We start from the raw sequence: 17381 nt of genomic DNA, 5'->3' as shown, positions 1-17381 counted from the left end.
CCCTCTTCTCCCCCCTCCCCGTCGCCGCGCTGCGTCTGCCCACCGCCACGGTGGAGGGGCTGGCCGCGGTGGGGCTGCGGCGGATCGGGGACCTGCGCGCCCTCCCCCGCGCCACGCTGGCCGCCCGCTTCGGGCCGGAGCTGCTGCGGCGGCTCGACCAGGCCCATGGGAGGCTGGACGAGCCGCTGTCCCCCCGCCTGCCGGTGCCGCCGCACAGCGTCCGCCTCGCCCTGCCCGAACCGATCACCACCGCCGAGGCCATCGCCGAGGCGCTGCGCCGCCTGCTGACCGCCCTCTGCGCCGGGCTGGAGAACACCGGCGAGGGCGCCCGCCGCCTCCGGCTGGAACTGCACCGGGTGGACCGCCGGCTGGAGGACGCGCCCCAGACGCTGGCCATCGGCACCGGCCACCCGGTGCGCCGCCCGGACGCGCTGATGCGGCTGTTCGCCCAGAAGCTCGACCGGGTGGAGCCCGGCCCCGGCCTGGAGCTGATGGTGCTGTCGGCCACCGAGGCCGGCCCGCTCGCCGCCGCGCAGGCCGCGCTGGATGGTGATGCGGACGGGCAGCCGGAACTGGGCGAGCTGATGGACCGGCTGGGCAACCGGCTGGGGGAACGGGCGGTGCTGCGGCTGGTCCCGCGGCAAAGCTGGCTGCCGGAGCGCAGCGTGGCCCCCGCCTCCGCTTTTGCCCCGGCCTTCACGGATGCCCCCGGCGGTGCGCTGTGGCCCGCCGACCGCCCGCGCCCGGTGCGGCTGCTCGCCCCGCCGGAGCCCATCGAGGCCATGGCCCTGCTTCCCGACGACCCGCCGGTGATGTTCCGCTGGCGCGGCGCCCAACACCGCATCCGCCGCGCCGACGGGCCGGAGCGGATCGCGGCCGAATGGTGGCGGCGCGACGGCGAGCCCCGCGACTATTACCGCGTCGAGGACGAGGCCGGCCGCCGCTTCTGGGTCTACCGGCAGGGGCTGTACCGGCCCGGCGTGGCGGCGCTGTGGTTCCTGCACGGCTTCTTCGGGTGACGGCGCCGCCATGACCCCCTACGCCGAACTTCAGGTCTCGACCAGTTTCACCTTCCTGGAGGGCGCGTCCCACCCGGACGAGCTGGCGCTGACCGCCGCCGGTCTCGGCCACGCCGCCGTGGCGGTGACTGACCGCAACTCGCTGGCCGGCGTGGTGCAGGCGCACGCCGCCGCCCGCAAGCACGGGCTGCGCCTGATCGTCGGTTGCCGGCTGGACCTGACCGACGCGGACAGCCTGCTCGCCTACCCCACCGACCGGGCGGCCTACGCGCGGCTGTCGCGGCTGCTGACGCTGGGCAAGCGGCGCGCGCCCAAAGGAGCCTGCTTCATTGGCCGCGCCGACGTGCTGGAGCATGCGGAGGGGATGCTGTTCCTGCTGGTGCCACCGGACCGGCGCGACCCCGCCTTCGTCCACGCGCTGCGCGGCTGGCGCAACGACCTGGGGGACCGCCTGCACCTCGCCGCCAGCCACCGCTACCGCGGCGACGACCAGCGGCGGCTGGCCTGGCTGGGCGGGCTGGCGGAGGCGGAGCGGGTGCCGCTGGTGGCGACCAACGACGTGCTCTACCACTCGCCCGACCGCCGCCCGCTGGCCGACGTGATGACCTGCATCCGCGGCGGCACCACCATCGACGAGGCGGGCTGGCGCCTGTCCGCCAACGCCGAGCGGCACCTGAAGGCCGGGGTGGAGATGGCCCGCCTGTTCCACCGCCACCCCGACGCCGTCGCCCGCACGGTGGAGATCGCCGCCGCCTGCCGCTTCTCGCTGGAGGAGCTGCGCTACGAATACCCGGACGAGGTGGCGGAGGGCGGACGCAGCCCGCAGGAAACGCTGACCGACCTGACCTGGGCCGGGGCGGTCCGGCGCTACCCGGACGGCGTGCCGGAGACGGTGGCCCAGACCCTGCACCGCGAATTGGCGTTGATCGGGCAGCTCGATTACGCGCCCTATTTCCTGACGGTGCACGACATCGTGCGCCACGCCCGCTCGCGGGACATCCTGTGCCAGGGGCGCGGCTCGGCGGCCAATTCGGCGGTCTGCTATTGCCTGGGCATCACCTCGGTCGATCCCGCCACCACCAAGTTGCTGTTCGAGCGCTTCATCTCCTCGGCCCGCAACGAGCCGCCGGACATCGACGTGGATTTCGAGCATGAGCGGCGCGAGGAGGTCATCCAGTACATCTATGCGAAATACGGGCGCGAGCGGGCCGGGCTGACCGCCACCGTCATCCGCTACCGCGCCCGCGGCGCCATCCGCGAGGTCGGCAAGGCCATGGGCCTGTCCGCCGATCTGGTGGCGCGGCTGTCCTCCTCCGTCTGGGGCTGGAGCCGCCACGGCGTGGACGAGGAGCGCGCCCGGCAATACGGCTTCGACCCCGACGACCCGCGGCTGCGCCGGACGCTGGAGCTGGCGCAGGAGCTGATCGGCTTCCCCCGCCACCTGTCGCAGCATGTCGGCGGCTTCGTCATCACCCGCGGCCCCCTGAGCGACCTCTGCCCCATCGCCAACGCCGCCATGAAGGACCGCACGACCATCGAGTGGGACAAGGACGACATCGACGCGCTGGGCATCCTGAAGGTGGACGTGCTGGCGCTGGGCATGCTGACCTGCCTGCACCGCGGCTTCAATCTATTGAAGCAGCATTATGACAGGGGCCTGACGCTGGCGACGGTGCCGCAGGGGGACCCGGCGACCTACGACATGCTGTGCCGGGCCGACAGCCTGGGCGTCTTCCAAGTGGAAAGCCGGGCGCAGATGTCCATGCTGCCCCGCCTGCGGCCCAAAAAGTTCTACGATCTGGTGATCCAGGTCGCCATCGTGCGGCCCGGTCCGATCCAGGGCGACATGGTCCATCCCTACCTGCGCCGCCGCAACAAGGAGGAATCGGTCACCTACCCATCCCCCGACCTTGAGGCGGTGCTGGACAGGACGCTGGGCGTGCCGCTGTTCCAGGAACAGGCGATGCAGATCGCCATCGTCGGCGCCGGCTTCAGCGCGGAGGACGCCGACCGGCTGCGCCGCGCCATGGCGACCTTCCGCAAGACCGGAGAGGTCCAGCTTTTCCGCGACCGGTTCATCGAGGGCATGGTCGGGAAAGCCTACGACCGCGCCTTCGCCGAGCGCTGCTTCCAGCAGATCGAGGGGTTCGGCGAGTACGGCTTCCCCGAGAGCCACGCGGCGAGCTTCGCCCTGCTGGCCTATGTGTCGGCCTGGATGAAGTGCCATCACCCGGACGTCTTCGCCGCGGCCCTGCTGAACAGCCAGCCCATGGGCTTCTACGCCCCCGCCCAGATCGTCCGCGACGCCCGCGAGCATGGGGTGACCGTGCTGCCCCCGGACGTGAACGCCTCCGACTGGGACTGCACGCTGGAACCGCTTTCCAAAACGGAAACGCATACCCTCTCCCCTCTGGGGAGAGGGGAGGGTGAGGGGGATGCGCATGTGCCGAACGTTCCAGAGCAGCGAATCCCCCTCACCCCAACCCTCTCCCCAGAGGGGAGAGGGAGCATGGGAAACATCCGCTACGCCCTGCGGCTCGGCCTGCGGCTGGTCCGGGGGATGGACGAGAAGGACGCGCATCAACTCGTGCTGTGCCGCGGGGCGGGCTACCGCGATCCCTACGACCTGTGGCGCCGCGCGCGCATGCCGGTCGCCGGGCTGGAGCGGCTGGCCAGGGCCGACGCCTTCCGCTCGGTCGGGCTGGACCGGCGGGCCGCGCTGTGGGCGGTGAAGGCGCTGGGGGCGCAGCCGCTGCCGCTGTTCGCCGGCCTCGCCGACTCCGCCCAGGAGGAACCCCAGGCGCTCCTGCCCGCCATGGCGCTGGGCGAGCATGTGGTGATGGACTACAGCAGCCTGTGCCTGTCGCTGAAGGCGCACCCCATGGCGCTGCTGCGTGACGGCTTCGCCGGAGTGGCCCCGACCGAACGGCTGGGCACGGTGCGGGCCGGTACGCGGCTGACCGTGGCGGGGCTGGCGCTGGTGCGGCAGCGGCCCGGCAGCGCCGAAGGCGTGGTCTTCATCACGCTGGAGGACGAGACCGGCAGCGCCAACCTCGTCATCATGCCGGACGTGTTCGAGACATTCCGCAAGACGATCATCGGCGCCCGCCTGGTCGCCGCCACCGGCCGGGTGGAGCGCAACGGCAAGCCCAACGAGGAAGGCGGCGAGGTCATCCACCTGCGCGTCGAGCGGCTGGCCGACCTGACGCACCGGCTGCGCGACCTGACCGACCCCGACGCGCTGCCCAACCGCTCCGCCGCCGCGGTCTTCCCGGAGGGGCGGAACTTCCACTGAGGAACGGGGCGGTTCGACCGGTCAGTCGATGAGGTCCGCGACCTCGCGCACCCGGCCGTTGTCGATCATGTACTGGACCAGATCGGGCCGCTCCCGGCCATAGCTGGCATGGCGGGCGCGGACGGCGGCGACCAGTTCGCCCCGGCGCTCCAGAATCTCGTCGGCGAATTCGATCATGCGCAGGTTGGGCCACGCCTTGTGGCGGATGCCGACCACGGCGGCCATCGCCTCGGCGGCGGGGCGGTCGGGGCTGGCCTGGGCCAGGATCATGGTCAGGGCGGCGGTCGAGCGGGAAATGCCGGCATGGCAATGGACCAGCAGCCCGCCGACCCCGGTCGGCTCGGTCATCAGGTCGCGCCCAAAGGCCAGGATGCGCTCGACGTCGGCGCGCTGCGGCAGGGACTGGCCCATGTAAGGGTCGATGATATCGTGGAAGCGCAGCTCCAGCCGCTTGTGCTCGCCGTAGGAGCCGAAGGCGGTCGGCTCCGGATGGCCGGGGTCGAGGATCGACAGGACATGGGTCACGCCAGCTTCGCAGAAGCCGTTCAGCTCCTCGATGCCGCAGACGGTCAGTCCGAAGGGAACGAAATCGCGGGCCATGGTCCTCGTCTCTTGCCGTGCGCGCGGAGGGCGGCGCGGTTCGCATGTGGCGCCGCCGGTCCGTGCCGTCAAGCCGATCAGAGGCCCAATCAGAGGACGTTGAACAGGTACAGCAGAAGAATGATCGGAATCGGAATACCGACAAGCCACAGCAAAACGCCCTTCATGGATCGCTCCCTTGGTTGAGGCCCGAGCGGCCGATGCAATCCCCAACAGCGCAACAGCGCATTGGTTGCCTCGGCCACCCTGGTCGAGGGGGGCTTACCCGGAAAGGGCGATGCCGGAAGAAACGCGGATTATTCCGCTTCGTCCCGCTCCGGGGAGATCTCCGCGGCCGCCTCCGGGCGGGGCGGCGCCACAGGGCGCGGGCGCGGGGCGCGCAATTTCTTCAGCAGCAGCGCGAAGGGCTTCAGCGCGCGGTCGAGCAGTGCCGGCTCGGCCTCCAGCCGCGACAGCAGGAAGGCGGCGGCCTCCAGGGTCGACACGCTGTCGCGCCGCGGCTCCTTGCGGGCCTGCCCGTAGAGGGAGCGGAACTGCGGGTTCAGCACGATGCGGCGGCATTTCAGGAGCCACGGGTTGCGCCACCACAGCGTCTTGGCCTGGCTCCAGGTGCCGTCCAGGACGATGACGCCCTCCAGGTCGCCCAGCACCAGCTCGCTGTCCTTCTGCGGGACGCCGCCCTTGTCCACCACGGACACCTCCGGCAAGGGGCCGGCACCCTGCTTGACCGGGCCGAGATAGAGCACGCCCCAGCGCTTGTAATCGACCTCGCGCCCGAGGATGCGCTTCAGGTTCGACCAGCTCAGCCCGACCTTCAGCGCGGAGTTCTTGAACTGGAGATGGGCGATCTGCGCGGTGCCCAGCGTCTCGCGCTTCTCCTGCGGGTGCTGGAGGATGAGCAGGAAGACGGCGTTGTCGATCGGCTCCACCGCCTCGCAAACGCACAAATGCATAGGTTTTAGGCAGGCGGGGCAGGATTCGGCGTGCATGGTCGGTCTCGGCAGAAGGAACATTCGCGGAAAAGCGGGAGGCGGGGACTATGGGCTTCCCATCCGAAAAAAGAAACGGGGCCTGAAAAAGAAACCGGGCGCATTAAAGTTTGCATAACGCGTGATCTGCATCACTTAGAGGCCTGGACCTTGCATGATAGCGTCCAGACACACAGGACGGGTTGGGCCGAGGGCGGCCGACAGGACCGCTCCCCAGGCTCTCCCGACGCTCAGAAGGAGGCTTGCCATGCTGCCCGCTCATTTGGCCGCCCGCTTGCTGGAGCAACGCCGGGCCCAGGAATCGGCGGAATTCGCCCGGCAACTGCCGCTCCACGCGGACGACGCGCCCTTTCCGCCCAACGCCGATCCGGATGCCGATACGGATACCGAGACCGGGCATCCCCTGCCCGACTGGGCCACCAACTACTGACCGGAAGACGACGGGCGGCTGTCGCGTAAGCGACATCTTGATTGGCTGTCGCGTAAGCGACAGAACCGCCCTTACTGTCCGCATCACGCCACCTCGGCCCAGGAGGGTCCGTGTCCGCCCGCCGGAGCCGGACGCCGGACCGGGGTGGGCACGGATGCCGGCGTGGAAACGGCCCGCTCCGGCCCCTGTGCCGGGACCAGGACGCCGTCACGCCATTCCAGAAGCCACCGCCCCGGACGCCCGCCCCGGCAGCGCTCCAGCTCGGCGCGCCAGCGCGGCTCGCCGACGCCCGGCTCGATCGTCCAACTGGGCGCCGGCGCGATCCGCCAGCGGGTGACCGCCGCGCTCGCCGCCGAGCGGCGGTTCGCATTCCGCGACGCATCCTGCAACAGGATTCCCGTTACGCCCGACGATTCGGCGGCCAGCTGCAACCGGCGGCTCGCCGTCAGGTCCAGCCCGCCGACCTCCCCCAGCACGGCGGACAGCCGCTTGCAGCGCAAGGCCTCCTCCATCGCCCACAAGGCGTCGGCGTCGCGGGTTGCGCGCACGGCGATCAACCGCTCCGGCGTCAGCCCATAGGCGACCAGCCCGGCGGCGTGCAGGTCGCGCCCGCGCACCACCCACAGCGCGGGCGCCGCCGCGCTGGCGAGGCGGGCCAGCAGATGCGCGGCGAAGGCCGTCCCCGCCCCCGGTTCCTCTCCCGCCACCTCGTGCAGGCAGCCGAGCGGCAGCCCCCCCGCCGGAAAGGCCCCGTCAAGGTCCGGCAGGCCGAAGGGCAGCACCCGCGCGCCCTCCCCGCCCAACCCTTCCAGGCCCCGGATGCGGGCGCGCAGGTCGGCCAGCACGGCCGCCCGGTCCGGCGGGGGCGCTTCGATGCGGGACTCAGGCACAGGAAGTTCGGGCATGACTTGCTTCCGCTGAGCAGGTATTTGTTCCTGATATGTTCTATCATGCCCCATCTGCCCAGGGGAGTCCGGAAATGCGAAAGGGGGCGCCCTTTCGGACGCCCCCCCCCGCGAGACCGGTTGAGGAGTGGAGAGTGGTCAGCCGGCCTGTTGGATCGCCGACAGGACCCAGCGTCCGCCGCGCGGGCGGGTGAAGGTCCAGATTTCCGTGGCTTCGACCGGACGGTTCGGGTCGCCCTCGACCACGCGGTTGCTGGCGCGGTCCACCGTCACGTCGGTCAGCGAGAAGCGCATCGCCACGGTGGCGTATTCCGCGTTGCCCTCGCGCCACGCCTCGGCCAGGTCGCCCTGGAGCAGGCGGACGTCGGACAGGCGGTTGACCACGCCGCGGTTGTGGTTGGCCGCCAGTTCCTCGGTGAAGTAGGAGGCCATCTCCGGCGTCACGGCGGCGCGCAGGGCCGTCAGGTCCTCGTTGCCATAGGCGGTCTGGACCGCGACCAGCGTCTGCTCGAACGCCTGATAGTCGGCCGGGCCGATGCCCAGGTCGTCACGGCGCACGCCCGGACGGCCGGAAGAAGCCGGGCCCGCCGCCCCACCACCGCGGGCGCCACCACCCAGCGGGTTCGAGCGCGCGTCCACCGCCTCGCGGTTCATGGCAGCCGGATTCGGACCGGCATAGGCGGTTTTGGGCGCGCCCATGCCCGCCGGCTGCGCCGCGCCCGCCGAACGGTTGCGGAAGAAGCGCATGGCCAGCCGGACCAGGAAGACGACCAGCAGGATCTGGAGGATGAAGCCCAGGATGCCCGCGAAGCTGCCCAGCCCGTCGAGGAAGCCGCCGCCGAACAGCATGCCGGCGATGCCGGCGCCGATCAGGCCGCCCATCAGGGCCGGCATGAAGCCGCCGCGCGAGAAGAAGCCGCCGCGCTGCGCCGCCGCCGGGGACGCCATGCCCGGCTGCTGCATGCCCGGCTGCTGGGCGCCCGGAGTCTGGGCGGGGGCGGCCGAGCGCTCCATCGGGGCGGCGCGCGGCGCGGTGTTGGTCTGGGCCGGCGCCTCGTAAGTGCGCGAGCCGCGGCTGCCCGCGGAACTGCTCTTGCCGGCTCGGGCGTCGGCGGTGCCGGCGGTCAGCGCCACGGCCAGCGCCAGAGCGACGGCGCCGAAGGCGCGGGCCGGAGTGCGGGAAACGGTGCGGGGGGATCGCGTGTTCTGGGTCATGGCCGTGTTCGGTAAAGCCCTCGGTTCAGGGGACGCTCACTCATGTAGCGTCCTCCTATATGGTATGGCAGCCCTGCTGTTTTAGAGGGGCCACAACCAAACCGGCCAAAAAATGCGCAGGCTGCCTGCGGCGCTCCCATCGCCACCGCTCAGGCGGAGGCGCGCTCCCACACCGTTTCCACCCTGTGGAAAGCGCCCGCGCCCAGCGGCGCCAGCGGCGCGGCAGCCGGCCGTTCCACCGCTTGCAGCGACGCCCAGACGCGGCGGCGGACCTCGATCTGGCGGCGGCAATCGCGCGAGCAGTAGAGCGGCGCCGGGCCGCGCGGCGAACTGCGGCGGAACGGCTGTCCGCAGCAGGCGCAATAGAGTGTGGTCATGACGATCCTCCCTGCTTTCTTCCGATGACTGGTGCCCCGCCCATCACCCTGTGGAGCGGGTGCCCGTTCGGTTCTTTTCGGTCTTAAGTCTCGACCTGCGCGCACCATTGTTGTGCTTAAGGGTGTTCCAGACCAGAGAGGCCTTCGACATATGGCCGCCGAAAAGTCCGGAAACGCCGCAGAATGTCCCGAAATATCAAACCACTGGCTCCAGCCGTGCGGGACTCGCGCGTCCATTCGCCGCATCCGGTCCGCCACCCCCCTCTCCGTTCGGACGATGACCCTGCGTCGGCCCGATCATCCGTATGACGACGGCCCCGCCCGGGCCGTGAGCGCGTCCGTGGTGCCGGGCACCCGATGGAGATAGGCCGGGAACCGCCGGGCACAGCCGCGGGTTGCTCAACCCGACACGCCCGACCGGCTCCGCCCACGGCTCCACCCGCCGGCGGCACCCCACGGCGGCTCTCCTGCTCCGGTGAAGCCCCATGAGCGACATCCGCACGCGTCCCGCGCCCGCCTCCACCCTCTCGGGCGTCGCCACGGCGCCGCCGGTCATCCCCATCGACCTGGAACGGCTGGAGCGGCTGCGCCGGCTGACCCGGCTGATGGACACGCGCTGGCGCGTTCCCGGCACGCGCATCCCCTTCGGGCTGGACGGCATCGCCGCCCTGGTCCCGGTCGCCGGCAGCACGGCGACCAGCGTGGTGGCCGCCTACATCATCATGGAAGCCGCCCGCTTCGACCTTCCGAAAAGCCTGATCGCCCGGATGGTCGCCAACATGGCCGTGGATTGGGCCGGCGGCTCGGTCCCGGTGGTCGGCGCCCTCTTCGACATCGGGTTCAAGGCCAACCGCCGCAACCTGAACCTGCTGCTGGAGCATCTGGAGAACCGGCTGGCCGCAGCCCCCTGACGGGCGAGCCTGAAGGACCGGTGTGACGGGCGGGCGCGCCAACGCTTGACTTGTGTCAAAGCGGCGGACGGCGGTCTGCACGATCCTCCCCGCCATGAACGCGATTTCCCCCGTGGCCTGCGCCACCGCCGCCCCGACCGCCCCGCTGAACGCCGCCCTGCTCGCCAAGTACGACGGGCTGCGGGTGCCCCGCTACACCAGCTACCCGACGGCGCCGCACTTCACCGCCGCCGTGGGGGCGGAGCGCTACGCGGACTGGCTGGCGGAGCTGGACACGGCGGCGCACACGGGGTCGCTGTACCTGCACGTGCCCTTCTGCGCGAAGATGTGCTGGTACTGCGGTTGCCACACCAAGATCGTCGCCCGCTACGCCCCCATCGCCGAGTATCTCGGCCATCTGCGGCGTGAGATCGGCATGGTCGCCGACCGCATTACCGGACGGCTGCGGGTGCGTCACATCCATTTCGGCGGCGGCACCCCGACCATGATGGCGCCGGACGACTTCGAATCGCTGATCGCCCTGCTGCGCGAGCGCTACGACGTGACGCCGGACGCGGAGATCGCGGTGGAGATCGACCCGCGCACCCTGACCCGCGACATGGCCGAGGCGCTGGGCCGCGCCGGGGTCAACCGCGCCTCGCTCGGCGTGCAGGACTTCGACGCCGCGGTGCAGGCGGCCATCAACCGCATCCAGCCGCGGGAGCAGACCGAGCAGGCGCTGGAGTGGCTGCGCGCCAACGGCATCCGCCACATCAACCTCGACCTGATGTACGGCCTGCCCGGCCAGTCGGTGGAGAGCGTCGCCCGCTCCGCGGAGATCGCCCTGACCATGGCGCCGGACCGGCTGTCGGTCTTCGGCTACGCCCATGTGCCGTGGATGAAGACGCACCAGAAGAAGATCGACGAGTCGGCGCTCGCCGGCACGCTCGGCCGGTGGGAGCAGTTCGCGGCCATCGCCGGGGTGCTGACCGACTCCGGCTTCCAGCCCATCGGCCTCGACCATTTCGCCCGGCCCGACGACGAGCTGGCCGTGCAGCAGAGCGAGGGGCGGCTCAGCCGCAACTTCCAGGGCTACACGACCGACGACGCCGAGGTGCTCCTGGGCTTCGGCGCCTCCTCCATCGGGGCGCTGCCACAGGGCTATGTGCAGAACGCCGTTCCCTTCGATCAATACGCCCAGGCCGTCGAGGCCGGGACCTTCCCGACCGGCAAGGGGCTGACGCTGACCGCCGACGACCGGCTGCGCCGCGACCTGATCGTGCGGCTGATGTGCGACCTGTCGGTGGATGTCGGCGCGGTGGCCGAAGCCCATGGGCTGGCCGCCGGGACCTTCGACGCCGACCTGGAGGCCATGGCCGATCTGGTGGCCGACGGGGTCGCCGTGGTGGAGGGCCGCCGCGTCCATGTGCCGGAACCCGCCCGCCCGCTGATGCGCATCGTCGCCGCGCGCTTCGACACCTACCTGTCCACCGGCGCCGGAAAGCACAGCCGCGCGGTGTGAGCGTGGAAACCGCGTGATCGGCAGGAAAAAGGGCGCTTTTTGCCTGCCTCTGGCCTTCCGCGCGCAAATCGGCGAGACTGGCGCCTGTTGAACGCCTTTGCGGACATGGCAAAGGAACAGGCTCCAGGGACGGGCACCGATGATCACGCTCTACACCTTCGCCTCGCCGAACGGGCAAAAGGCTTCGATCCTGCTTGAAGAGCTGGGTCTCACCTACAAGGTCCACAAGGTCGACCTCGTGGCCGGCGAAGGCCGTCAGCCCGACTATCTGGCGGTCAGCCCGATCGGCAAGATCCCGGCCGTCGTCGAGGACCTGCCCGGCGGCCGTAAGCGCCGCCTGTTCGGCTCGGGGGCCATCCTGCTGCACTACGCGGAGCGCACCGGCCGCCTGCTGCCCGAGGACGAGGACGAGCGGGCGGAGGCGATGAGCTGGCTGATGCTGGGCGTCAGCGACCTCGGCCCATCGGGCTTGAGCAAGTTCCGCTTCGCGGTCATGGCGCCGGAGAAGATCCCCTACGCCATCGACTATTTCAAAGGCGAGCTGCAGCGCATCCACGCCGCGATGGAGGAGCGTCTGGGCGGGTCGGAGTATCTGGCCGGCGGCGCCTACTCCATCGCCGACATCGCCTGCTTCCCCTTCGTCGCCGTGGCCGCCAAGGCGGAGGGCAACGTGCTGGACCGCTATCCCAACCTGAAGCGCTGGCACGCCGCCGTCGCGGAACGCCCGGCGGTCAAGCGCGGCATGGCGGTGCCGGAGTGAGCCGCCGCATGATCCGTCCAGCCGTCGCGCTTCTCGCCCTCGCCGTCACGCTTCCCCTTCTCGGCGCCTGCCAGACCGCCCCGGACGGGGGGGAGGCGCAGGCCCTGCTTCCCGCCGACGCCGATCCCGGCACCTATTGGCAGGGCGACCGCAGCCAGGCCTACGAGCGCGCCTATGTCGTCGCGCGCAACCCGCAGGAATGGAACGATCTCTGGGCCCGCGTCGGCGAGGCCGCGCCGGGTCCCCTGCCCGGCGACCGCATGGCCGCGGCGGTCTTCCTCGGCCCGCGCGACACCGGCGGCTACGGCGTGTCCATCGTCAGCGCGCGGGCGGCGGGCGGCGATGTGGTCGTCGGCTACCGCGAGCGGGTTCCGGGTCCGGCCCAGGCGGTGGCGCAGATGCAGACGTCGCCTTACGCGGTGCGGCTGATCCCGATGGCGGCGGGGGCGGCGAAGTTTCAAAGGGAGAAGTGAGGGGGCGCTTGCCCCCACCCTTCCCGCGGCTTCGCCGCGGGCCCCTTCCCTCCCCCGCTGTCGCAGGAGAGGGAGCTTTTTCCCCTCCCCTGCGAAGCGGGGGAGGGTTAGGGAGGGGGCAAGACCTCGCTTCCCTACTTCTTCCCCACCACCCGCGGGTCCAGCGCGTCCTGCAGCCCGTCGCCCAGCAGGTTGACGGCGATCACCGTCAGGAAGATCAACAGCCCCGGCCACACCGCCAGCAGCGGCGCCGTCCCCACCAGTTCCTGCGCGTTGGTCAGCATGTTGCCCCAGGAGGGCAGCGGCGGCTGGATGCCCAGCCCGAGGAAACTCAGCACCGACTCCAGCAGGATCACGTTACCGACCGTCAGCGTCGTCGCCACCACGGCGGGGGCGGCGACGTTCGGCAGGATGTGGGCCAGCATGATCCGGCGGCTGCCCGCCCCCATCGCCACCGCCGCCCGCACATAGTCGCGCCGCCGCGCCGACAGTGTGGCCCCGCGCACCAGCCGCGCCACCGTCGTCCAGCCGAACAGAGCCACCAGAACGACGATGCGCAGCAGGCTGGCGTCCTCCGATCCCGCCACCTCCGGCGGGATGCCCAGCCGCGTCAGGTCGATGGCGCCCAGCACGATCAGCAGCGGCAGCAGCGGCAGCGCGATCAGCCCGTCGGTGACGCGCATCAGCAGATCGTCGAGCCGCCCGCCGAAATAGCCGGCCAGCAACCCGATCCCCGTGCCGATGACGGCGGAGGCCAGCGCCGCCGCCACGCCGACGAACAGCGACACCCGCCCGCCGTAGAGCAGCCGCACCAGCACGTCGCGCCCCAGCTCGTCGGTGCCCAGCGGGTGCAGGGCGGAGGGCGGGCCGAAGCGGTCGAGCAGGCTGATGCCCGTGGCCTCCACCCCCAGCCAGTGTTCCACCCAGGGCGCCGCCGCCGCCGCGACCGCCAGCACCAGCAGCAGCAGGGCGCTGGCCACCGCCAGCCGGTGGCGGGCGAAGCGCCGCAGGAAACGCCCGGCCTTCAAGCGCTCGGCCTTCAAGCGCCCGGCCCTCACGCCCCGTCCCCCTTGAAGGAGATGCGCGGGTCCAGCCCGGCGTAGGCGGCGTCGGCCAGCAGGTTGCCGGCCAGCGTCGTCAGCGTGGCGAACAGCAGCGCCACCAGCGCCACGTTCAGGTCGTTGCCCATGATGCTGTCGTAGATCAGCTTGCCCATGCCCGGCCAGGCGAACATCGTCTCGGTCACCAGCGCGCCGGAGAAGAGGGCGCCGAACTCCAGCGCCACGATGGTCACGATGGGGATGGTCGCGTTGCGCAGCGCGTGGCGCCAGACCACCCGACCCTCCCCCAGCCCCTTGGCGCGGGCGGTGCGGACGTAATCCTGGCGAAGCTCCCCCATCATCGCGGCGCGGACGTAGCGCGTGTAGCCGCCGATGCTCGCCAGCGTCAGCGAGGCCACCGGCAGCACGAGGTAGGGCAGCCGCTCCCACCAGCCCTCCCCGCCCACCGGGCCGAGGCCGGAGGCCGGCAGCCATTGCAACTCCACCGCGAAGAGCAGGATCAGCAGCAGCGCCAGCCAGAAGGCGGGGACGGAGATGCCGGCGAAGCAGAACAGGTTGATGGCGTTGTCCGCCCAGCCGTAGGGTCGCCGCGCCGCGTAGACGCCGAGCGGCAGCGCCACCGCCAGGGTCAGCGCCATCGCCGCACCGAGCAGCAGCAGCGTGTTGCCCAGCCGCGGCAGCAGGATCGTCAGCACCGGCTGCGCGTAGAGCCGCGAGAAGCCGAAATCCCCCATCAGCGCCGCCTGGAGCCAATGCCAGTAACGGTCCAGCAGGGGCTTGTCGAGGCCGTAAAGCGCCTTCAGCCGCGCCGCGTCGGCGGGGGTGGCGCGCGGGTTGCCGGCCAGCATCATGTCCACCGGATCGCCCGGCATCAGCGTCATCAGGACGGTGATGACGAAGCTCATCAGCAGCAGGACGACCAGCGCCTGGAGCAGGCGGGAGGCGAGGAAGCGGGTCATGGAGTGTTGGGGGCATTGCTGAGCGGAGCCCCCCTCCCAACCTCCCCCCGCTGCGCAGGGGGAGGAGCCATTCCCTCCCCTGCGCAGCGGTGGAGGGATGGACCCACGCGCGAGCGTGGGGGGGTGGGGGCCCGACGCGACACCCTCACTCCTTCGCCTTCCACGTCTCGATCCACAGCGTGCTGGAATCCAGATGCCCGGTCGGCACCACGCCCTCCAGCCAGGGCGGCAGGATGAAGGGGTCGGCGCGGAAGAACAGCGGCAGGTTCGGCAGGTCCCGGGCGTAGAGCGTCTGCAGCTTCGCCCACAGCGCGCGGTTGGCGTCGGGCTCGCAGACATGCTCCAGGTCCTCCAGGACCTTGTCCATCTCCGGGTTCTTGTAGCCGGTGTAGTTCTGGCCCGCCCAGTTGTTGGCCTCGGTCGGGATCATGCTGGAATGCAGGATGGTGCGCGGGATGTTCTCCGGCGCGCTGATCCAGGCGAACAGCGCCATCGACTTGAAGCGGCGCTTCTCCAGCGTGTCGCCGAACAGGACGCGGGCCGGCTCGTTGACGATGCGCACCTCCACCCCGGCCTGCCGCCACTGGGCCTGGAGCACCTGCTGCAGCACCTCGCGGGAGCGGTTGCCGGCGGTCGTCATGATCTCCAGCGACAGCCGCTCGCCCTTGGCGTTGTGGCGCACCCCGGCGCGCCGCTCGTTCCAGCCCGCCTCGTCCAGCAGCTTGGCCGCCAGCGCCGGGTCGAAGGCGTAGGTCGGGTAGCCCGGCGCGTGCACGCGGTCGAGGGGGCTGATCTCGTTGTGGGCGACCGGCTGGCGCCCGTCGTAAAGCTGCTTGGAAATCGCCTCGCGGTCGATGGCGTGGAGCAGCGCCCGGCGCACCCGCACATCGGCCAGCGCCGGGTTGTCGAGGTTCAGCTCGACATGCTCGAAGAACAGGCCGGGCTTGTAGAAGACGTTGTAGCGGCTGCCGTGCCGCTTCTCGAAGGCGAGCACCTGGTCGAGCGGCAGGCCGGTCTCCCCCGGCACCATGTCGACCTGCCCGGCGAGCAGGTTGGCCTCCAGAGCGGCGGTGTTCTCGATGGACTTCACGATCACCCGCTTGAAGGCCGGCTTGGCGCCCCACCAGGTCGGGTTGGGCTCCAGCACCACATGGCTGCCCGGCTCGACCTGGGCGATGCGGTAGGGGCCGAACCACAGGCCGGGGTTCGTCGTGTCGGTCTCGTACTTGGAGCGGTTGCGGTAGGTCGCCGGGTCGGCCTCGAACACCGCGCGCTCCAGATGGGCGGGCAGGATTTCGAAGTCGTTGATCTCGGCGTAGCTGCAAACCGCCTTGTCGCGGTGGATGGTGAAGGTGCGCTCGTCCTTGGCGTCGATCGCAACGATGTCGCGGGCGAACAGGTCGAAGTTGCTGTAGCCGCTCTGCGGGTGCTTGCCGACCGTCCAGGTGAACAGCACGTCCTCGGTCGTCACCGGCGTGCCGTCGCCCCAGGTCGCCTTGGGGTTGATGGTGTAGGTGACCTTGATGCCCTGCTTCCCGTCGGCTCGCGTTTCATACTCCGCGGTGCCCTTGTCCAGCGCCGGGAGTTCGGTGCAGAGCAGGCAGGTCAGCCGCCAGTCGGGGTCGTAGGCGGTGAAGGGCCGGCGCGCCATGGAGAGGACGTAGCTCTTCGCCATCATCGCTTCCATGGAGGGGTGCCAGTTGGACGGGAACTGGGTCATGCCGATCACCAGCTCGTCCTTCGCCGCCAGCGCCGGAGTGCCTATGAGGGCGGCGGCCAGGGTGAAAGCGGCCAATCCCGTTCGCGCCAATCCCGTTCGCATCGCGGCGTCGTCTCCGTCCGGTGAAGTCCCGGCTACGAACTATGGGGACCCGCGGGCTTCCGGTCCAGAGTGGAAGCGAGGTCTGCGAAGTCCTTGACGGAACGGGGCTGCGGGTGTTTGTGGTCTGCCCCATACGCAACCGAATGGATGGGGAGCCCGACAGGCCATGGCCGGCACCGTGACCCTGAGCCGCGACGGCGTCGTCGCCACGCTGACCCTCAGCAACCCCGACAGGCTGAACGCCTTCGACAAGCCGATGTGGCAGGCGCTGATCCCGCTGCTGCGCCGGCTCGGCGCCGACGACACGGTGCGCGCGGTGGTGCTGCGCGGGGCCGGCGGACGGGCCTTCAGCCCCGGCGCCGACATCTCCGAATTCGAGACGGAGCGCAACAGCCCCGAACAGGGCGCCGACTATGGCGTGCTGATGGACGAGGGGCTGGCCCTGCTGCGCGAGTTGCCGCACCCGACGCTGGCGGCCATTCAGGGCGCCTGCTGCGGCATCGGGCTGGCCGTCGCGCTGGCCTGCGACCTGCGGGTCTGCACCGCCGGCAGCCGCTTCGGCGTGCCGGTCAGCCGGCTTGGCATCTCCATGGCGCTGCCCGAGCTGAAGCTGCTCCACGACATCGCGGGCGGCCCGGCGGCGCTGGAAATCCTGCTGGAGGGCCGAGTCTTCGGCGCGGAGGAGGCCAAGGACAAGCGGCTGGTCCACCGCCTCGTCGCCGACGACGCCTTCGAGGAGGAAATCGCCGCGACCTGCGAACGCATCGCCGGGGGCGCCCCGCTGGCCGCCCGGCTGCACAAGCAGTTCGTCCGCCGCCTGTCCGACCCCGCCCCGCTGTCGGAAGCGGAGATCGCCGAATGCTACCACTGCTTCGGCACGGAGGATTTCCGCGAGGGCTACCGGGCCTTCCTGGAGAAACGCAAGCCGGCCTTCAAAGGGCGCTGAGCGCCCGCGCATGCCAGGGTTCGCGCCATAGCGGTGGTTTCCGGACGGGGGAAGTCCAGATTGGGAAAATCGCCTCACCCGTCCCACCGCCCCATCCCCGCCATGCCCCCCGCCATGC

At 70.9% G+C, this 17381-nt stretch carries 16 protein-coding genes; 8 read left to right on the top strand and 8 right to left on the bottom strand.

The genetic code is table 11. From position 1 onward, the window contains the following. A partial coding sequence (locus tag DXK32_RS29660; RefSeq protein ID WP_162801410.1) for a Y-family DNA polymerase occupies window positions 1-1019 on the top strand: 1019 nt, incomplete at its 5' end. A 10-nt stretch (window positions 1020-1029) separates the two neighbouring features. After that, window positions 1030-4314, top strand: a complete 3285-nt coding sequence (locus DXK32_RS29655) for an error-prone DNA polymerase (protein ID WP_114861782.1) — start codon at window positions 1030-1032, stop codon at window positions 4312-4314. Between the two features lie 21 nt (window positions 4315-4335). Here DXK32_RS29655 and DXK32_RS29650 read toward each other — a convergent pair whose 3' ends face one another. Both DXK32_RS29650 and DXK32_RS29645 read right to left on the bottom strand, forming a co-directional pair. Then, entirely contained in the window at window positions 4336-4914 is a 579-nt protein-coding gene (locus DXK32_RS29650) for a tyrosine phosphatase family protein (RefSeq protein WP_114861781.1), read from the bottom strand. A 296-nt stretch (window positions 4915-5210) separates the two neighbouring features. Continuing rightward, window positions 5211-5903 carry a tRNA-uridine aminocarboxypropyltransferase gene (locus DXK32_RS29645; protein ID WP_114861784.1) on the bottom strand — a complete coding sequence of 231 codons (693 nt, stop codon included), beginning with the start codon at window positions 5901-5903 and terminating at the stop codon, window positions 5211-5213. A gap of 247 nt (window positions 5904-6150) precedes the next feature. On the opposite strand from DXK32_RS29645, the gene DXK32_RS29640 reads away from it, so the two are divergent. Then, entirely contained in the window at window positions 6151-6333 is a 183-nt protein-coding gene (locus tag DXK32_RS29640; protein WP_114861780.1) for a hypothetical protein, read from the top strand. A gap of 83 nt (window positions 6334-6416) precedes the next feature. Here the strand turns inward: DXK32_RS29640 and DXK32_RS29635 are convergent, their stop codons facing one another. The 3 genes from DXK32_RS29635 to DXK32_RS29625 form a co-directional block, all read right to left on the bottom strand. Next, a complete protein-coding gene (locus DXK32_RS29635; protein ID WP_114861779.1) occupies window positions 6417-7238 on the bottom strand; it encodes an ImuA family protein in 822 nt (273 codons plus the stop codon). A gap of 138 nt (window positions 7239-7376) precedes the next feature. Beyond that, window positions 7377-8453: a Tim44 domain-containing protein gene (locus DXK32_RS29630; protein WP_114861778.1), complete on the bottom strand. Its 1077-nt coding sequence runs from the start codon at window positions 8451-8453 to the stop codon at window positions 7377-7379. A gap of 149 nt (window positions 8454-8602) precedes the next feature. After that, the gene (locus DXK32_RS29625; RefSeq protein ID WP_114861777.1) at window positions 8603-8830 is read right to left on the bottom strand and encodes a hypothetical protein; all 228 of its coding nucleotides are present in this window, start codon (window positions 8828-8830) and stop codon (window positions 8603-8605) included. A 485-nt stretch (window positions 8831-9315) separates the two neighbouring features. On the opposite strand from DXK32_RS29625, the gene DXK32_RS29620 reads away from it, so the two are divergent. The 4 genes from DXK32_RS29620 (at window position 9316) to DXK32_RS29605 (ending at window position 12475) form a co-directional block, all read left to right on the top strand. Continuing rightward, a complete protein-coding gene (locus DXK32_RS29620) occupies window positions 9316-9741 on the top strand; it encodes a DUF4112 domain-containing protein (RefSeq protein ID WP_114861776.1) in 426 nt (141 codons plus the stop codon). 94 nt (window positions 9742-9835) lie between these two features. Further along, entirely contained in the window at window positions 9836-11242 is a 1407-nt protein-coding gene (gene hemN, locus DXK32_RS29615; RefSeq protein WP_114861775.1) for an oxygen-independent coproporphyrinogen III oxidase, read from the top strand. 139 nt (window positions 11243-11381) lie between these two features. Next, window positions 11382-12002, top strand: a complete 621-nt coding sequence (locus DXK32_RS29610) for a glutathione S-transferase family protein (RefSeq protein WP_109070527.1) — start codon at window positions 11382-11384, stop codon at window positions 12000-12002. Between the two features lie 8 nt (window positions 12003-12010). Beyond that, a complete protein-coding gene (locus tag DXK32_RS29605) occupies window positions 12011-12475 on the top strand; it encodes a protease complex subunit PrcB family protein (protein WP_114861783.1) in 465 nt (154 codons plus the stop codon). A 134-nt stretch (window positions 12476-12609) separates the two neighbouring features. Here DXK32_RS29605 and DXK32_RS29600 read toward each other — a convergent pair whose 3' ends face one another. From DXK32_RS29600 to DXK32_RS29590, 3 genes are all read right to left on the bottom strand, one after another. After that, window positions 12610-13518, bottom strand: coding sequence for an ABC transporter permease (locus DXK32_RS29600; RefSeq protein WP_114861774.1), 909 nt, complete (start codon window positions 13516-13518; stop codon window positions 12610-12612). Window positions 13519-13529: 11 nt separating this feature from the next. After that, the gene (locus DXK32_RS29595) at window positions 13530-14495 is read right to left on the bottom strand and encodes an ABC transporter permease (protein WP_114861773.1); all 966 of its coding nucleotides are present in this window, start codon (window positions 14493-14495) and stop codon (window positions 13530-13532) included. Between the two features lie 145 nt (window positions 14496-14640). Further along, window positions 14641-16290 carry a peptide ABC transporter substrate-binding protein gene (locus DXK32_RS29590; RefSeq protein WP_348981610.1) on the bottom strand — a complete coding sequence of 550 codons (1650 nt, stop codon included), beginning with the start codon at window positions 16288-16290 and terminating at the stop codon, window positions 14641-14643. A gap of 193 nt (window positions 16291-16483) precedes the next feature. Between DXK32_RS29590 and DXK32_RS29585 the strand changes: the two genes are divergently transcribed. Beyond that, window positions 16484-17263, top strand: a complete 780-nt coding sequence (locus DXK32_RS29585; RefSeq protein ID WP_114861771.1) for an enoyl-CoA hydratase-related protein — start codon at window positions 16484-16486, stop codon at window positions 17261-17263. The last annotated feature ends 118 nt before the right edge of the window (window positions 17264-17381 follow it).

It is taken from the genome of Azospirillum brasilense (genome assembly GCF_003349955.1).
In the GTDB taxonomy this organism is placed as follows: domain Bacteria; phylum Pseudomonadota; class Alphaproteobacteria; order Azospirillales; family Azospirillaceae; genus Azospirillum; species Azospirillum brasilense_B.
This window is presented reverse-complemented; position numbering and strand designations above follow the sequence as displayed.

What these genes read in the sequence shown, in the direction of transcription:
- DXK32_RS29655 (WP_114861782.1), top strand. Translation starts at nt 1,030, where the DNA reads ATGACCCCCTACGCCGAACTTCAGGTCTCGACCAGTTTCACCTTCCTG.
- DXK32_RS29650 (WP_114861781.1), bottom strand. Translation starts at nt 4,914, where the DNA reads ATGGCCCGCGATTTCGTTCCCTTCGGACTGACCGTCTGCGGCATCGAG.
- DXK32_RS29645 (WP_114861784.1), bottom strand. Translation starts at nt 5,903, where the DNA reads ATGCACGCCGAATCCTGCCCCGCCTGCCTAAAACCTATGCATTTGTGC.
- DXK32_RS29640 (WP_114861780.1), top strand. Translation starts at nt 6,151, where the DNA reads ATGCTGCCCGCTCATTTGGCCGCCCGCTTGCTGGAGCAACGCCGGGCC.
- DXK32_RS29635 (WP_114861779.1), bottom strand. Translation starts at nt 7,238, where the DNA reads ATGCCCGAACTTCCTGTGCCTGAGTCCCGCATCGAAGCGCCCCCGCCG.
- DXK32_RS29630 (WP_114861778.1), bottom strand. Translation starts at nt 8,453, where the DNA reads ATGACCCAGAACACGCGATCCCCCCGCACCGTTTCCCGCACTCCGGCC.
- DXK32_RS29625 (WP_114861777.1), bottom strand. Translation starts at nt 8,830, where the DNA reads ATGACCACACTCTATTGCGCCTGCTGCGGACAGCCGTTCCGCCGCAGT.
- DXK32_RS29620 (WP_114861776.1), top strand. Translation starts at nt 9,316, where the DNA reads ATGAGCGACATCCGCACGCGTCCCGCGCCCGCCTCCACCCTCTCGGGC.
- hemN (WP_114861775.1), top strand. Translation starts at nt 9,836, where the DNA reads ATGAACGCGATTTCCCCCGTGGCCTGCGCCACCGCCGCCCCGACCGCC.
- DXK32_RS29610 (WP_109070527.1), top strand. Translation starts at nt 11,382, where the DNA reads ATGATCACGCTCTACACCTTCGCCTCGCCGAACGGGCAAAAGGCTTCG.
- DXK32_RS29605 (WP_114861783.1), top strand. Translation starts at nt 12,011, where the DNA reads ATGATCCGTCCAGCCGTCGCGCTTCTCGCCCTCGCCGTCACGCTTCCC.
- DXK32_RS29595 (WP_114861773.1), bottom strand. Translation starts at nt 14,495, where the DNA reads ATGACCCGCTTCCTCGCCTCCCGCCTGCTCCAGGCGCTGGTCGTCCTG.
- DXK32_RS29585 (WP_114861771.1), top strand. Translation starts at nt 16,484, where the DNA reads ATGGCCGGCACCGTGACCCTGAGCCGCGACGGCGTCGTCGCCACGCTG.